This window comes from Streptomyces sp. NPDC031132 (genome assembly GCF_055570595.1).
This window is the reverse complement of sequence record NZ_JBVIGX010000007.1, coordinates 132,354-146,495: the sequence shown is the minus strand read 5'-3', so window position 1 is coordinate 146,495 and position 14,142 is coordinate 132,354. Positions and strand designations below refer to the sequence as shown.

10 protein-coding genes and 1 tRNA gene are annotated in these 14,142 nt (G+C 71.9%); 8 read left to right on the top strand and 3 right to left on the bottom strand.

Annotated elements, in window-relative coordinates; translation table 11 throughout:
• Nucleotides 1–97: 97 nt before the first annotated feature.
• Together ACZ49B_RS13065 and ACZ49B_RS13060 are read right to left on the bottom strand one after the other, a co-directional pair.
• On the bottom strand, nt 98–1,507 hold the full coding sequence (locus tag ACZ49B_RS13065; protein ID WP_468304328.1) for a family 2B encapsulin nanocompartment shell protein: 1,410 nt from the start codon (nt 1,505–1,507) through the stop codon (nt 98–100).
• 253 nt (nt 1,508–1,760) lie between these two features.
• The gene (locus ACZ49B_RS13060) at nt 1,761–2,888 is read right to left on the bottom strand and encodes a PP2C family protein-serine/threonine phosphatase (protein ID WP_468304325.1); all 1,128 of its coding nucleotides are present in this window, start codon (nt 2,886–2,888) and stop codon (nt 1,761–1,763) included.
• 174 nt (nt 2,889–3,062) lie between these two features.
• On the opposite strand from ACZ49B_RS13060, the gene ACZ49B_RS13055 reads away from it, so the two are divergent.
• The 7 genes from ACZ49B_RS13055 to ACZ49B_RS13025 all read left to right on the top strand — a co-directional run bounded on the left by ACZ49B_RS13055 (nt 3,063) and on the right by ACZ49B_RS13025 (nt 11,662).
• Nucleotides 3,063–4,103, top strand: a complete 1,041-nt coding sequence (locus ACZ49B_RS13055) for a cyclase family protein (RefSeq protein ID WP_468304322.1) — start codon at nt 3,063–3,065, stop codon at nt 4,101–4,103.
• Between the two features lie 126 nt (nt 4,104–4,229).
• Nucleotides 4,230–6,965, top strand: a complete 2,736-nt coding sequence (locus ACZ49B_RS13050) for a SpoIIE family protein phosphatase (RefSeq protein WP_468304319.1) — start codon at nt 4,230–4,232, stop codon at nt 6,963–6,965.
• Between the two features lie 166 nt (nt 6,966–7,131).
• Nucleotides 7,132–8,718, top strand: a complete 1,587-nt coding sequence (locus tag ACZ49B_RS13045) for a sugar ABC transporter ATP-binding protein (RefSeq protein ID WP_468304316.1) — start codon at nt 7,132–7,134, stop codon at nt 8,716–8,718.
• Nucleotides 8,715–9,791 carry an ABC transporter permease gene (locus tag ACZ49B_RS13040; RefSeq protein WP_468304314.1) on the top strand — a complete coding sequence of 359 codons (1,077 nt, stop codon included), beginning with the start codon at nt 8,715–8,717 and terminating at the stop codon, nt 9,789–9,791. Before ACZ49B_RS13045 ends, ACZ49B_RS13040 begins: the two co-directional genes overlap by 4 nt.
• Nucleotides 9,792–9,837: 46 nt before the next feature.
• Nucleotides 9,838–10,977: a substrate-binding domain-containing protein gene (locus ACZ49B_RS13035; protein WP_468304313.1), complete on the top strand. Its 1,140-nt coding sequence runs from the start codon at nt 9,838–9,840 to the stop codon at nt 10,975–10,977.
• A gap of 45 nt (nt 10,978–11,022) precedes the next feature.
• Nucleotides 11,023–11,097 (top strand) — tRNA-Trp (locus ACZ49B_RS13030).
• A gap of 202 nt (nt 11,098–11,299) precedes the next feature.
• On the top strand, nt 11,300–11,662 hold the full coding sequence (locus ACZ49B_RS13025) for a hypothetical protein (protein WP_468304310.1): 363 nt from the start codon (nt 11,300–11,302) through the stop codon (nt 11,660–11,662).
• Between the two features lie 87 nt (nt 11,663–11,749).
• On the opposite strand, the gene ACZ49B_RS13020 is transcribed toward ACZ49B_RS13025, so the two are convergent.
• Nucleotides 11,750–12,517 (bottom strand): NPP1 family protein, encoded by a 768-nt coding sequence (locus ACZ49B_RS13020; protein WP_468304308.1) that lies wholly within the window; start codon nt 12,515–12,517, stop codon nt 11,750–11,752.
• A gap of 683 nt (nt 12,518–13,200) precedes the next feature.
• Here ACZ49B_RS13020 and ACZ49B_RS13015 point away from each other — a divergent pair.
• Nucleotides 13,201–13,980 (top strand): CAP domain-containing protein, encoded by a 780-nt coding sequence (locus tag ACZ49B_RS13015; protein WP_468304305.1) that lies wholly within the window; start codon nt 13,201–13,203, stop codon nt 13,978–13,980.
• Nucleotides 13,981–14,142: the final 162 nt, after the last annotated feature.

The following is a 14,142-nucleotide window of genomic DNA, read 5'->3' as shown; positions in this document are numbered from 1 at the left end:
TCCTTGGTGAGGTGGTTGGGCTGTCCCGGATCCCGGGCATGCCCGGCCGGCCCGGGACAGCCCGGGCCGTGGCCGGCGTGGCGGTGGAGCAGGTGCGTCAGTCGTGCCTGCGGGCGATCTGTACGTTCTCCAGCACGCCGAGCGCGTCCGGCACCAGGACGGCGGCGGAGTAGTAGGTGGAGACCAGGTAGGAGATGATCGACCTCTCGTCGATGCCCATGAAGCGCACCGACAGGCCGGGCTCGTACTCCTCCGGCAGACCGGTCTGACGCAGGCCGATGACGCCCTGGTTGTCCTCGCCGGTTCGCATCACCAGGATCGAGCTGGTGTTCTGCTTGCTGATCGGGATCTTGTTGCAGGGCAGGATCGGGACCCCGCGCCAGGCCGGGACCTGCTGTCCGCCGAGGTCGACGTGGTCCGGGTAGAGTCCGCGGGCGTTGAACTCACGCCCGATCGCCGCGATGGTCTTGGGGTGGGCGAGGAAGAGCTTGGAGCCACGGCGGCGGCAGAGCAGCTCGTCGAGGTCGTCCGGGGTGGGCGGGCCGGAGTGGGTCTGGATCCGCTGCTTGAAATCGGCGTTGTGGAGCAGGCCGAACTCCCGGTTGTTGACCAGCTCGTGCTCCTGGCGCTCGCGCAGCGCCTCGATGGTGAGCCTGAGCTGCTCCTCCGTCTGGTTCATCGGCTCGTTGTAGAGGTCGGCGACCCTCGTGTGGACCCGCAGTACCGTCTGGGCGATGGAGAGTTCGTACTCGCGCGGGTGGGGCTCGTAGTCGACGAAGGTGCCGGGCAGTTCGGGTTCGCCGGTGTGGCCGGCGGACATCGCGATCTCGGCCTCGCCGTGCTTGTTCTGGCGCTGGTGCGGCAGCGAGCCGAAGCGCTCGACGTGGGCCTGGAGGTGCGGCGCCGAGGAGAGCACGGCGGCGAAGTCCGAGCGGGACAGCGTGAGCAGGGTGCCGGGCGTGGCGGCGGTGGCCGTGTAGTCCCAGCCTCCGGCACCGTCGAGCAGGGCGTTCTCGCCGAACCGGTCGCCGTCGGCGAGCACGGCGACGGCGACCTCGTCACCGTACTTGCCGACGGAGGTCTGGTTGACCCGGCCGTGGGCGATCAGGTGGATCTCGTTCGCGGGGGTGCCGCGCTCGACCAGCACCTCACCGGCGCGGAAGTCGCGCTGGACGCACCGGCCGGCGAGTGCGGTCAGCACCTCCATGTCGTCGAAGCCGCGCAGCATGGCGAGTTCGCCGAGCTCGCGGGGGATCACCCGGACCTGGGCACCGTCCTGGACGAAGTCGATGCGCCCGTCACCGACGGTGTAGGTCAGCCGCCGGTTCACCCGGTACGTGCCGCCCTTGGTCTCCACCCAGGGGAGCATCTTCAGCAGCCAGCGGGAGGTGATCTCCTGCATCTGCGGGGCGGACTTGGTCGTGGTGGCGAGGTTGCGGGCGGCCGCCGTGCCCAGGCTGGTCTGCGGAGGCTCGAGCTGCGCCTCCGGGCTGGTGTCCACGGTCATCGGGCAGGTTCTCCTTCGTAAGGGTGGTGAACGGCATGCGGGCACACGTCACCGGTGAAAGAAGAAAAAGAGGGCGAATATCCGGGCATTCCATCCGGATCCGGGAGCACACTAACCGTCACAGCAGCGGACCAGCCCGGGAAGTCACTGCTATTACCTCGATGCAGTGATCTTGCGGCAGGGCGTTTACGGCCCGCTCCGGCGAGGTTCGATCCCGGTCGAACGCCTGCCTACAAGGTGATCTGACGGATCGTCACCGATCGACCAGGAACATCGCCGCGTCGTCCGCCAGGCGATGCCCGGTGTGGCGGAGCAGTCCCCGGTGCAGTTGGTCCAGGAACTCCCGCGGACCGCCGGAGGGCATCGCGTTCACCGCCTCCATCGCCTCGGGCAGGGCGAAGAAGTCGTTGCCGCTGTTGCGGGCCTCGATGACGCCGTCGGTGTACAGGAGCAGGCGGTCTCCGGGCCCGAAGGCATAGCGGTCCGCCGGGCCGGGCGGGCCCGTGATGAACTCCGCCAGTCCGAGCGGCGGCAACGGGCAGGTGGGCATCAGGGCGCCGGCGGTTCCGTCACGCAGGAGCAGCGGGGGCGGATGACCGCGGTTGACCACCTCGACGACGGGGCCGTCCGGCACCTGTGCCACGAGAGCGGTGACGAAACCCTCCACGAGTGCTTCCGGGTCGATCACGCCCGGCACGGCGGCGTCGCGCAGCAGGGCCGCCTCGCAGCGGTTGATGACCCCCACCAGTTCGTCCTCGTAGTGCACGGCCTCCCGGAACGCGCCGAGCACGGCCGCGGCGGCCCGTACGGCCGGCAGCCCCTTGCCCCGGACGTCACCGACGATCACCCGGACCCCGTACTTCGTCTGTACGGCCTCGTACAGATCGCCTCCGATCTGCGCCCCCGTTTCGGCCGCGAGGTACATGCCTGCCACGCGTACGGGGCCCAGCCTGGCCGGGACGGGACGCAGCACGGCCTCCTGCGCCGCCACGGCGATCCGGCGGACCTGCTCGAGCTCGTCCTCCCGCCGTCTGCGGACGGTGCTGCTCGTCGCGACGCTCGCCAGCGACACCAGGAAGAGGGCCAGGAAGTTCGTGTAGACCTGCTGACTGCCCCACGCCCCGTTGTACGTGGCGGTGACCACGCTCACGGCCACCGCCAGGGCCACCGCCGCGAGGGTGCCCTTGGGGCCCATCGCCACCGCGGCCAGCGCCGGCGTCGCGACCAGGAGGGGGCCGGTGTACAGGACGTGCGCCGGTGTGAACTCGATGATCAGCACCGAGAGCGCGATCGCGAACGGCAGACACTCCGCGAGTACGAAAAGGACCTGGTGACGACCGCCCGCTCCCGGTCGAGGAGGTGAGCGGAAGGGCATCCGCATGGATCCAGCGTGCCCCGTCGACGCTGCCCGCCGCCACCTTTCGCCCGTGCGGGGCCTCCGAGGCGTAGGGACCGGGGCCGCCGGGCATGTGATGCGGTGCGGGCGTCGGGGCGCCCGCCCCCCGGTCCCGCCCCAGGACGAGACCCCTCCGAGGCCTTGGAGCGCCGAGTTCCGATGAGCAGCAGCCCCGCGGACGACCCGACGCCGCCGAAGCCCCCGCCGGCCCCCGCGCCCCCGCAGCCCCCGCCGCTCCCGGCGCCCCCGCCGCCCCCGGAGCCCCCGCCGCTCCCGCCCCACAGGGAGCCCGCAGTCCCGCGCCAGGAGTTCGACGCACTCTTCGCCGCGGTCCGCACGTGGGGGCGCTGGGCGGTGGCCGGCCGCGGCGCCTGGAACCGGGTCACCCCGGACCACGTACGCCGGGCCGCCGCCCTGATCCGGTCCGGTACGGCGGTCGAGCTGGGTCTGCCCTGGGACACCCGGCCCGGCCCCGACAACGGCAAGCCCGCCCTGCACTACATGTCCGATCTCGGTGACGTGGAGTCCCCGGAACCCGCCACGTACAAGGACTTCATCGGCGTCGACTACCACGGCAAGGCCGTGAGCCACCTGGACGCCCTCTCGCACGTCGCGTACGACGGGCTGCTCTACGACGGCCGCCCGGCCCGCGAGGCCTTCGGCGCCGCGGGTGCGCGCTTCGGCTCGGTGGCGGAGCTCGGCCCCCTCGTCACCAAGGGGGTCCTCCTCGATCTGCCGGCCGTCCTCGCGGTCGACTGGCTGGAGCCCGGGCACGCGGTCCACGCGCGGGACGTCGCCGCCGCGGAGCGGGCACTGGGCGTGACGATCGACGACGGCTGCGCGGTGCTGCTGCGCTCCGGCCGCTTCCGGCGCCGTCGGGAACGCGGCCCCTGGGACTCGGACGCGGCGAGCGCGGGCCTGCACGTGGATGCCCTGCCCCTGCTGGCCGAGCGCGGTATCGCCCTGCTCGGCGGCGACGGGGACAGCGACCTGCGGCCCTCGCCGGTCGAGGGCGTCCACTCCCCCGTCCACGCCCTCGCCGTGGCGGCCATGGGGGTGCCGCTGCTGGACAACCTGGACCTCGAGGCGCTCTCCGCCGCCTGCGCCGGGGCGGGGCGCCACGAGTTCATGATCGTCGTGACGCCGCTGAACGTGCCGGGCGGGACGGGCTCGCCCGTCAATCCGGTCGCGATCCTCTGACGCGAACGATCCGAAGGATCCGAACGACCCGGACAAACCAGGAGGAATATACTCGAAAGACACTTACTCGGGGCAAGCGCTCCGGTGTGGCCGAGGCCGAGGGCCCGGTAAGGAGAAGTGATGCGTATGGGGGTCACGGGAGACGAGATCGGCCCCGCACGCTCCCGTGAGCGGTTCCTGCTGGGCGAGCCGGTCGTGGGCGAGGTGCGCAGTCCGATCCTGAACTCCTGGCTGCGCTGCCAGTCGCTGGGGCTGTCACCGGACCAGACGGAGCTTCCCTACCGGGACGATTTCGATCCGGACAGCCGGCTCGTGCGCGCGGCCGCGCCGGTGCTCGACCAGCTGGCGTCGCGTTTCACGGGCAGCCAGATGAACGTCTCCCTCGCCGACGGGAACGGAACGGTGCTGCAGCGCCGCTTCGGAGAGCCCGCGCTGGCCCATGACCTCCCGCCCATCCAGAGCGTCCCCGGCTTCGTCTTCGCCGAGCGGTTCGCGGGGACCAACGGCATCGGTCTCGCGCTCGCCGAGCGGCGGCTCGTCCAGGTCTACGGGGCCGAGCACTTCGCCGAGCGCTCCCAGTCGAACGCCTGCTCCGCCACCCCGATCCGCGACCAGCTGAGCGGACACGTCGTCGGCGTCCTGTGCTTCGGGTACCCGCACGGCTACGAGGACCCGGCGCTGCCCGCCCTGGTGCGCCGGGCGGCCGAGACCATCGAGCGGCGGCTGATGGAGCAGCATTCGGAGCGGGAGCGCGCACTGCTGCGGACGTACCTCGACGCCAGCCACCTCGCCCGGACCGGCACGGCCGCGGGGAACGGGCATCTGATCGGACTGGACGAGCTCGGCGACAGCGGGCTGGACCGGAGCGATCAGATGGTCCTCAAGGAGAAGGCCACCGAGCTCATCTCCTCGACCCAGCGGGCCGCCGTGGAGGTCTCCCTGCCCCACGGGCGCGGCGTCACCCTCATGAGCAGCCCGCTCGTGAGCCGCTCCGGGGTGCAGGGCGTCGTCGTCGAGGCCGTGCTCTCCGGCGATGCGCAGCCGGTGCACCACCTCTCCCTCCTGCCCCGCACCGGACCGCCCTCCGGTCCGCCGCCCGGCCCGCTCGCCGCTCCCGCCCCCGTGGCCGCCGGCGGCCACACCGCCGGCAAGGTCAAAGGGCTGGTGCTGGTGGGCGAGCCGGAAGTGGGGAAGTACGCCGTCGCGGCACGCCGCCGCCTGGAGCTGCTGGCCGAGGCCAGCACCCGTATCGGCACCACGCTGGACGTGACACGCACCGCCTGGGAGCTCGCCGAGATGGCGGTCCCGCGCCTGGCCGACTACGTCACCATCGACGTGCCCGAGGCCGTGCTGCGCGGCGAGGAGTCCGCCGATCCCCGGACCGAGCTGCACCGCGCGGTGGTCCACGGCATACGCGAGGACTGCCCCTTCTACCCGGTCGGGCAGCGGGTGGAGCTGCGCGCCGGCACCCCCCACATGCGGTGTCTGGACAGCGGTCAGGCGGTGCTGGAGGCCGACCTGAGGCACGCCGTCGGCTGGATCGACCAGGAACCCGAGCACGCGCGGCAGATCTTCGCGCACAACGTGCACTCCCTCGTCTCCGTTCCCCTGCTCGCCCGCGGCGTCCTGCTGGGGGTCGCCAGCTTCTACCGCTCGGAGGACCCCGCCCCCTTCGGGGACGACGACAGCTGGCTGGCCCAGGAACTCGCGGCCCGCGCCGCCCTCTGCATCGACAACGCCCGCCGCTACACCCGTGAGCACACCCTGGCCCTGGCCCTGCAGCAGAGCCTGCTCCCGCACGGCGTTCCCGAGCAGGGCGCCGTCGAGGTCGCGCACCGCTACCTGCCCGCCGAATCCGGGGTGGGCGGCGACTGGTTCGACGTCATCCCCCTCTCCGGCACCCGGGTCGCCATGCTCGTGGGAGACGTCGTGGGCCACGGCCTGCACGCCGCCGCCACCATGGGCCGGCTGCGCACCGCCGCGCGCAACTTCGCCGAGCTGGAACTCGCCCCGGACGAACTCCTCACCCATCTGGACAACCTGCTGGTGCGGCTGGACCGGGAGGAGGGCGGCGAGAACGACTCCGGCATCGTCGGCGCCACCTGCCTCTACGTCGTCTACGACCCCACGACGCGGCAGTGCACCATGGCCCGCGCCGGCCATCCCCCGCCCGCCCTGGTCCACCCCGGCGGCGTCGTGACGTTCCCCGACCTGCCGGCCGGACCGCCGCTGGGCCTGGGCGGTCTGCCGTTCGAAACGGCCGCGATCCAGCTTCCCGAGGGGAGCACGCTGGTCCTCTACACCGACGGGCTCGTCGAGGACCGCCATCGCGACATCGATGTTGCCCTCGCCCAGCTGAGCCGTGTCCTGTCCCACCCGGACCGCACGCCGGAGGACACCTGCCAGGCGGTCATCGACACCGTGGCACCCGACCACCCCGCGGACGACATCGCCCTGCTCGTCGCCCGTACCCGGACCGTGCCCGCCGACCGGATCGCCACGTGGGAGATGCCCGCGGACCCGGCCCTCGTCTCCGGCATCCGGGCCGCCGCGACCCGCCAGCTGGCCGAGTGGGGGCTGGACGAGCTCGCGTTCGCCGCCGAGCTGATGCTCAGCGAGCTGGTCACCAACGCGGTCCGCTACGGCACCGAGCCCATCCAGGTACGTCTGGTCCACGACCGGACCCTGATCTGCGAGGTCGCCGACGGCAGCAGCACCGCCCCGCACCTGCGACGGGCGGCCACGACGGAGGAGGGCGGACGCGGGCTGTTCCTCGTCGCGCAGCTCGCCCATGCCTGGGGCACCCGCTACACCACCCACGGCAAGGTCATCTGGGCCGAATGCGCCCTGGACGCGGCCTGACCGTCACTCCCCGGTCCTCTCCCCACTCGACCATCGGAGGCACAGACGGCGACATGTCGCCCATATGACCATGGTCGCCAGTAGCATCACCGATGTCTCTCATCGATCCCCACCGATGTCCTCACAGCTTCACGAAGCACCTCCCCAGGCGGCCCCGGAGAAGTCCGTGCATGACACTCCCGTCACCTCGACGAGCCCGCCGTCGCGCTCCGGCGGAGAACCCCTCGTCCGCATACGCGGTCTCGCCAAACGCTTCGGCGGCACCGTCGCCTTGGACGGGGTCAGCCTCGACGTCCACGGCGGCAGTGTCCTGGCCCTCCTCGGCCCCAACGGTGCCGGGAAGTCCACGCTCATCAAGGTGCTCGCCGGGGTCCACCGCGCCGACTCGGGCGAGGTGACCGTCGCCGGGCACCCGCTCGGTTCCGACGCGGCCCGCCGCACCATGTCCTTCATCCACCAGGACCTCGGTCTGGTCGAGTGGATGACCGTCGCCGAGAACATCGCCCTGGGCACCGGATACCCCCGCCGCCGCGGCCTGATCTCCTGGCGCGAGACCCGGAGGAACTGCGAGGAGGCACTGCGGATCGTCGCCGGGCACCTGGACGCCGACGCCCGCGTCGCCGACCTCGCCCCCGCCGAACGCTCACTGGTCGCGATCGCCCGCGCCCTGGCCCGGCAGGCGGAGCTCTTCGTCCTGGACGAGCCGACCGCCACCCTCCCCGCCGCGGACTGCGCCCGCCTCTTCGACGTGCTGCACGCCCTGCGCGACCGGGGGCACGGCATCCTCTACGTCAGCCACCGCCTCGACGAGGTGTACGAGGTCGCCGACACCTTCGCCGTCCTGCGCGACGGTCGGCTCGTCAGCCAGGGCCCCCTCGCCCCGTACAGCCCCGTGCGTCTGGTGGGCGACATCGTGGGCCCCGAAGCGGCCGGCGGCCCGTCCCCCGCTGCCGCCTCCGGGCCCCCTTCCGCCCCTGCGTCCCGCTCCGCGCCCGTCCGACCGCCCGTACTGAGCCTCGACGGCGTGACGACCGAACGCACCGGCCCGGTCAGTCTGGAGCTGCACGAAGGCGAGATGCTCGCCATGGTCGGTCTGACCGGGGCCGGCCACATGCACCTGGGCCGCGCCCTCGCCGGCGCACTGCCGTTGCTCGGAGGCCGCGCACTGCTCGACGGCCGTCCGTACCACCCGCGCACGGTCGCCGCGGCCCTCGGCGCCGGCGTCGGTTTCGTGGCCGCCAACCGGCAGGAGGAGGGCTGCGCCGCGGAACTGACGGTACGGGAGAACTTCCTGGCCAATCCCCGGGCAGCCGGGGTGCGGGCCTGGCACTGGGTCGCCCCGCGGCGCGAACGTGCAGAGGCCGCCGCCCTGATCGAGCGGTTCCACGTACGCCCCCGCGACAGCGAGGTGCCGATCGCGACCCTGTCCGGCGGCAACCAGCAGAAGGTCATGGTCGGCCGCCGGCTCCGCGGGAAGCTGCGCCTGCTGATCCTCGAGGAGCCGACGGCCGGCGTGGACGTCGGCGCCAAGGCCTCCATCCACCGGCTCCTCGACGAGGCGCTGGCCGCCGGCCTGGCGGTCCTGCTCATCTCCACCGATTTCGAGGAGGTAGCCGACGTGTGCCACCGCGCGCTCGTGTTCGGGCGCGGGAGCGTGGTGGCCGAACTGGCGGGTGAGACCCTGAGCGTCACCGAACTCACCCGCACCGCCTCGGCCCTGCCCGCGATCACCGGAAGCGCGGGGAGCCGGTGAGCCCCGCACCCTCGTCCTGGCGCCGTTCCCTGCCGGGTCGTCTGCACGGGCACTTCCTCGGGACGTACGGCCTCCTGGCCCTCACCGTCCTGCTCTTCCTCGTCTTCTCCCTCGCCCTGCCCGACACCTTCCCCACGCGGGGCAACGTCTCCTCGATCCTCTCCAACCAGTCGATCCCGGCCGTCATGGCGCTCGGCGCGACGATCCCCATCGCGAGCGGCAAGTTCGACCTGTCCATCGGTTACGCCCTGGGCCTGGCGCACGTCCTGGTGCTGTACCTCATCGTCGATGCGGGCTGGCCCTGGCCGCTCGCCTGCCTCGTGGTCGTCCTCGGGGGGACCCTGGCCGGCGCGGTGAACGGCGTCGTCGTCGAGTTCGCCCGCATCGACTCCTTCATCGCCACGCTCGGCACCGGCAGCATGATGTACGCCGTCACCGGCTGGATCACCGCCGGGAGCCGGATCGTCCCCGGCCCCGACGGGCTCCCGGCCGCCTTCACCGGCCTCTACGACGCCCGGTTCCTCGGCCTGCCGGTACCCGCCTTCTACGTACTCGGGCTCGTCGTCGTCCTGTGGCTGGTGCTGGAGCGGCTGCCGTTCGGCCGGTACCTGTACGTCATCGGCTCCAACCCCCGCGCCGCCGGGATCATCGGCATCCCCACGCACCGCTACTGCGTCTACGCGTTCGCCGGGTCGGGCACGGTCGTCGGCTTCGCCGGTGTGCTGCTCGCCGCGCAGCAGCAGATCGGCAACCCGAGCGTCGGCCTGGACTACCTGCTGCCCGCGTTCGTCGGCGTCCTGCTCGGCTCCACCACGATCAAGCCGGGTCGCGCCAACGCCCTGGGCACGCTGGTGGCCGTCACCGTACTCGCCGTCGGCCTCGCCGGGATCGGCCAGCTCGGCGCCGAGTTCTGGGCCACCCCGCTGTTCAACGGCGGCACGCTGCTCATCGCGGTCGGGCTGGCCGGCTACTCGGCGCGCAGGAGGCTGCGTACCGACGCCACGACCACCGGCGGGCCGCCCGCGCAACGGCCGGCCTCGGCGGCGGGCGACGACGGCGCAGGCGCCCCCTGAACCTCCCGCAGAACACCTCGCAGCGCAGACCAGCGTCAGGAGCACCGTGTACCCGAACCGCAAGACCGCCCTCGCGGCCGCAGCCCTGCTGGCAGCAGCCGCGACCGCCGTCGCCGGCTGCGAGAGCGGCTCGTCGAACGCCACCGGCCCTTCCGCGGCCGCCGGTTGCCCGGCCGTGCTCCAGGAGGCGAAGGCGGCCGTCCAGCGGGCCGAGAGCAAGGGCACGTCGTGGAACGGCCCCACCACCGGGCCCGAGGCCGTCCCCGGCAAGACCATCGTCTACGTGGCGCAGACCATGACCAACCCCGGCGTGGCCGGAGTCGCGAAGGGGGTGAGGGAGGCGGCGCAGGCCATCGGCTGGGACGTCCGGTTGATCGACGGTGAGGGCACCCCGGCCGGCATCCAGGCGGCGCTCAGCCAGGCCGTCACCCTCAAGCCCTCGGGCATCGTCATCGGCGGCTTCGATCCCCGGCTCACCTCGCAGCAGGTGGCGCAGGCCGAGGCGGCGGGGATCCCGCTCATCGGCTGGCATGCGGTCAGCTCCCCCGGCCCGAGCACGGATCCCAGGCTCTTCACGAACATCACCACGAAGGTGGAGGAGGTGGCGAAGGCCAGTGCGGACTGGGTCATCGCCCAGTCCGACGGCAACGCCGGGGTCGTCGTCTTCACCGACGACTCGATCCCGTTCGCCGGTACGAAGTCCCGGCTGATCGAGCAGCGGCTCGCCGCGTGCCCCGCCGTCAAGCTCCTGGCGCACGCGAACATCCCGATCCCGGACGCGAGCCGGCGCACCCCCCAGGAGGTCTCCTCGCTCCTGTCCCGCTTCCCGAAGGACTGGACGTACTCCGTCGCCATCAACGACCTGTACTTCGACGACGCCGCCCCGGCCTTCCGCGCCGCCGGCAAGCCCGGCGCCGGGCCGCCCTTCAACATCGGCGCCGGCGACGGCGACCCCTCCGCGTTCCGGCGCATCAACAGCAAGCAGTTCCAGTCCGCGACCGTCCCCGAGCCGCTCTCGCAGCAGGGCTGGCAGATCGTCGACGAGTTCAACCGCGCCTTCGCCGGCCGGCCCGCCAGCGGTTACGTGGCTCCCGTCCACATCGCCACGGCGGCGAACAGCAGCGGGGCCACGTCCTGGAACCCCCAGGGCTACCAGGAGGCGTACGAGAAGATCTGGCGCGGCTGACCGGGCCTGCGTCGGCCGGCGGACCTCGTACGATGGGGCCCGGACGGGGCCGTAGCGCAGAGGTCGTCGCGCGCGGTCTCCAAAACCGCGAGGACGCCGGTTCGATTCCGGCCGGCTCCGTCTCCGGAAGCCGTACCGGCTTCTGGTCAGCCTCGTCAGCGCCGATGTGCCCAGCTTGCCGTCGGACGACGGGCGCTGACGACGGCTCGGCGGCACTGCTCTGCATCTGGCCGGTACCGGCCGGGTATAAGGGCCCTGTAAGAGGCGGCCGACCGGCCTGCGATGATCGTGGACACAACAACGGCCCAAGGAGATGAAGCAAGTGATCAGTCGCGGGATCCTCCGTGCCATACCCGCACTCGCGCTGGCCGGGCTGCTGCTGGCTCCGCAGGCGCAGGCCCAGGCTGCGCCGGTGACGGCTCGTCCGGTCACGGTCGCCGCCGCTGGGGCGCAGCTTCCGGCCCAGGCGGCATCTGTGCAGGTCCGGCACTCGGCAGTCGGCTCCGCCGACCTCGTCGACGGCGCCAAGAAGGGCGACAAGAAGAAGGACAAGAGCAAGAAGAGCAAGAAGAAGGGCTTCTTCAAGAAGTTGGGCACCGTCGCCCTCATCGGCACCGTGCTCATCGTTCTGCTCGTCATCGCCGCGATCGTCTTCGCCGTCCGGCGCCGCCGCAGGGAGGCGTGACCGCTCCTTCGGTGGTCGCGGCGGTGCGGGTGTGACGCGGTTCGCCGTGTCGACGGGCCGGGGGCGGCCCCGGGATGCGTGCGCCGCCTACCGGTACGGGTCGAAGGGGATGCCCTCCGGCTTGGCCTCCGCGAGGTGGGAGGAGAAGGCGCCGTCCTTCAGGCCGAAGTGGGCACTGCCGAAGTCGGCCTGGCTGAGCTTCTCGCGGAGCGTGGCCGGGTAGCCCGACCAGCCGACGAGCGCGGGGAACTGCCAGGCGTGGCGGTGGTTCTCCGGCGGTTCGTCGTTCGTGTTCGCCGCGCGGAAGCAGTGCGTGCCGATGCCGTCCTTGTGGTAGACGATCTTGGGGTGGGTGCCGTCCCAGCGGATCTGGTCGCGCGCGTGGATCTCGAAGTCGCCGTGCGCGGAGGTGGCGACGTACTTCGCCTCGTTGCCCTGGATCCACACCACCACGTGTTCCCAGTCGTGACGGTGGCCGCCGAGGCCGATGCCCGGGACGGCCTGGTCCTTCTCGAAGTACAGCGCGTACACCACGGCGCACCAGCCGTTGTTGCAGGTGGCGCGGGAGTAGCCGTTGGTGTTGGCGAGGTCCGAGGCATCGCGGCAGCTGCCGTCGAGGGCGCCGCTGGGTTTGAGACCGCCGTTCAGTACGCCGGTCGGGCCTATGGCGGGTGTCGGGTAGCAGCCGTCCGTGTCGTAGTCGTACGCCGGCTGGAAGGTCAGCTCGATGGCTTCGGCGTTGGCGGGGAGCGCCGGGGGCGGAGCCGCGAAGGCCGTCTGGGCGGCGGCGACGACCAGCGCGAGGGCCGCGCCGACGACGAGTGACGATCTGCGTATGTGCTGGCTCGTCCGCAAGGCAGGCCTCCGGGCCGGTCGATTCGGGGGGAGCGATTCGGGGCGGGGCGGAGCCCGGCCGCGTGGCCGGCGCACAGCGAGCATCATTCGCGAACCTCGACGGCACAGCAAGGGTCCCGACACGGGCGGTTCAGCCTTGATCGGTTGCGTAACAGGGCTGATTCCAGGGTGAGTTGAGTCAGGCCGAAGATCCGGAGCGCGGCGGCCGACGGAATGACCGGCGCCGCGCGGCGCCGCGAGCCGTACGGCGGCGCCGTCACAGAACCCCGCGGACGCCTGTTCGCCGACACCGGGTTCCCTGCGAAACAGTGACATACATCACTGCGCTCCAGAAGATCACGGAAGCATTACGTCCGCTCACGCTTCCCTGACATGTCGAGATTTGTCCCACCGGAATCGACATTCCCCTCTTCAGCGAAATGCGCGCATTGAGGGGCGGAACGTTCTGTGGCAACTCGCCACGTCACAAGTGCGCCTGATGGACGGTCTTCGTCCCGCGCAGTCGGCCGACCGGACGGCCAGCATGACCGTCCGCCCATTTCAAGCCCGTCGTACGGAGGTGCCGCGCGGGCCGGGGGCGAGACTTGCCAGCCCGTTCCGGGGCTTCTAAGAATGGCGGCCCGGCCCCGGCGCTCCCGCAGCTCAGGCGCAGGACGCATCGCAGAAACCAAGTGAGGTCACGCATGCACAAGCACCGTAAAAAGCGGACGCACTACAAGAAAATAACCATCGCCGCCGTCACGCTCGGCCTCGTCGGCATACCCACGGCCGCCATGGCGTGCTGGGACACCCAGGAGGCGGGCTCGGCGAGGTCCGCCGGCCGGCACCACGGCATGCGCCCCTCCCACAACGCCCCCTCCCCCAGCGAGTCGATCCAGACCCAGGCGGGACCGGCGGACGCCCCGGTCGAGACGGCACCGACCGTGCCGGTCGAGCAGACCGATCAGACCGAGCAGACTCCGCAGACCACGGAGCCCGCGGAGCCGTCGACCGCCCCCGCGGCGCCGAAGCCCGCGCAGCCTGCCCCGGCCCGTCCGACGGCTCCGGTGACGCCGCAGAAGCCGACGACCCCGACCGCCGCGCCCTCCGGCCCGGCCGCCGAGGTGGTGGCCCTCGTGAACAAGGAGCGCGCCAAGGTCGGGTGCTCGGCGCTGACCGTCAATGCCAAGCTGACGGACGCCGCGCTGAAGCACAGCGAGGACATGGCCGCGCACGCCAACATGTCGCACACCGGCTCCGACGGTTCGGACCCGGGCCAGCGCATCACCCGTGCCGGCTACACCTGGACGACCTACGGCGAGAACGTCGCCTACGGCTACAGCACGCCCGAGCAGGTCATGACCGGCTGGATGAACAGCCCCGGGCACAGGGAGAACATCCTGAACTGTGCCTTCAAGGAGATCGGCGTCGGCCTCGCGCAGCCGAACTTCTTCTGGACGCAGGACTTCGGCACGGCCCGCTAGCGGGAGCCGGCGGACACCTCGTCCCGGGCCGCGGCCGGGGCGCACTCCCCGCGCCCCGTGCAGGACGAGGTGTTCGCGTCGGCGTTGAGCACGACCCGCAGGGCTCGGCCGCCTCAGGCCGGTGTCGGAGGTCTTGCGTCATGCGTCCATTGGCCCCATGAT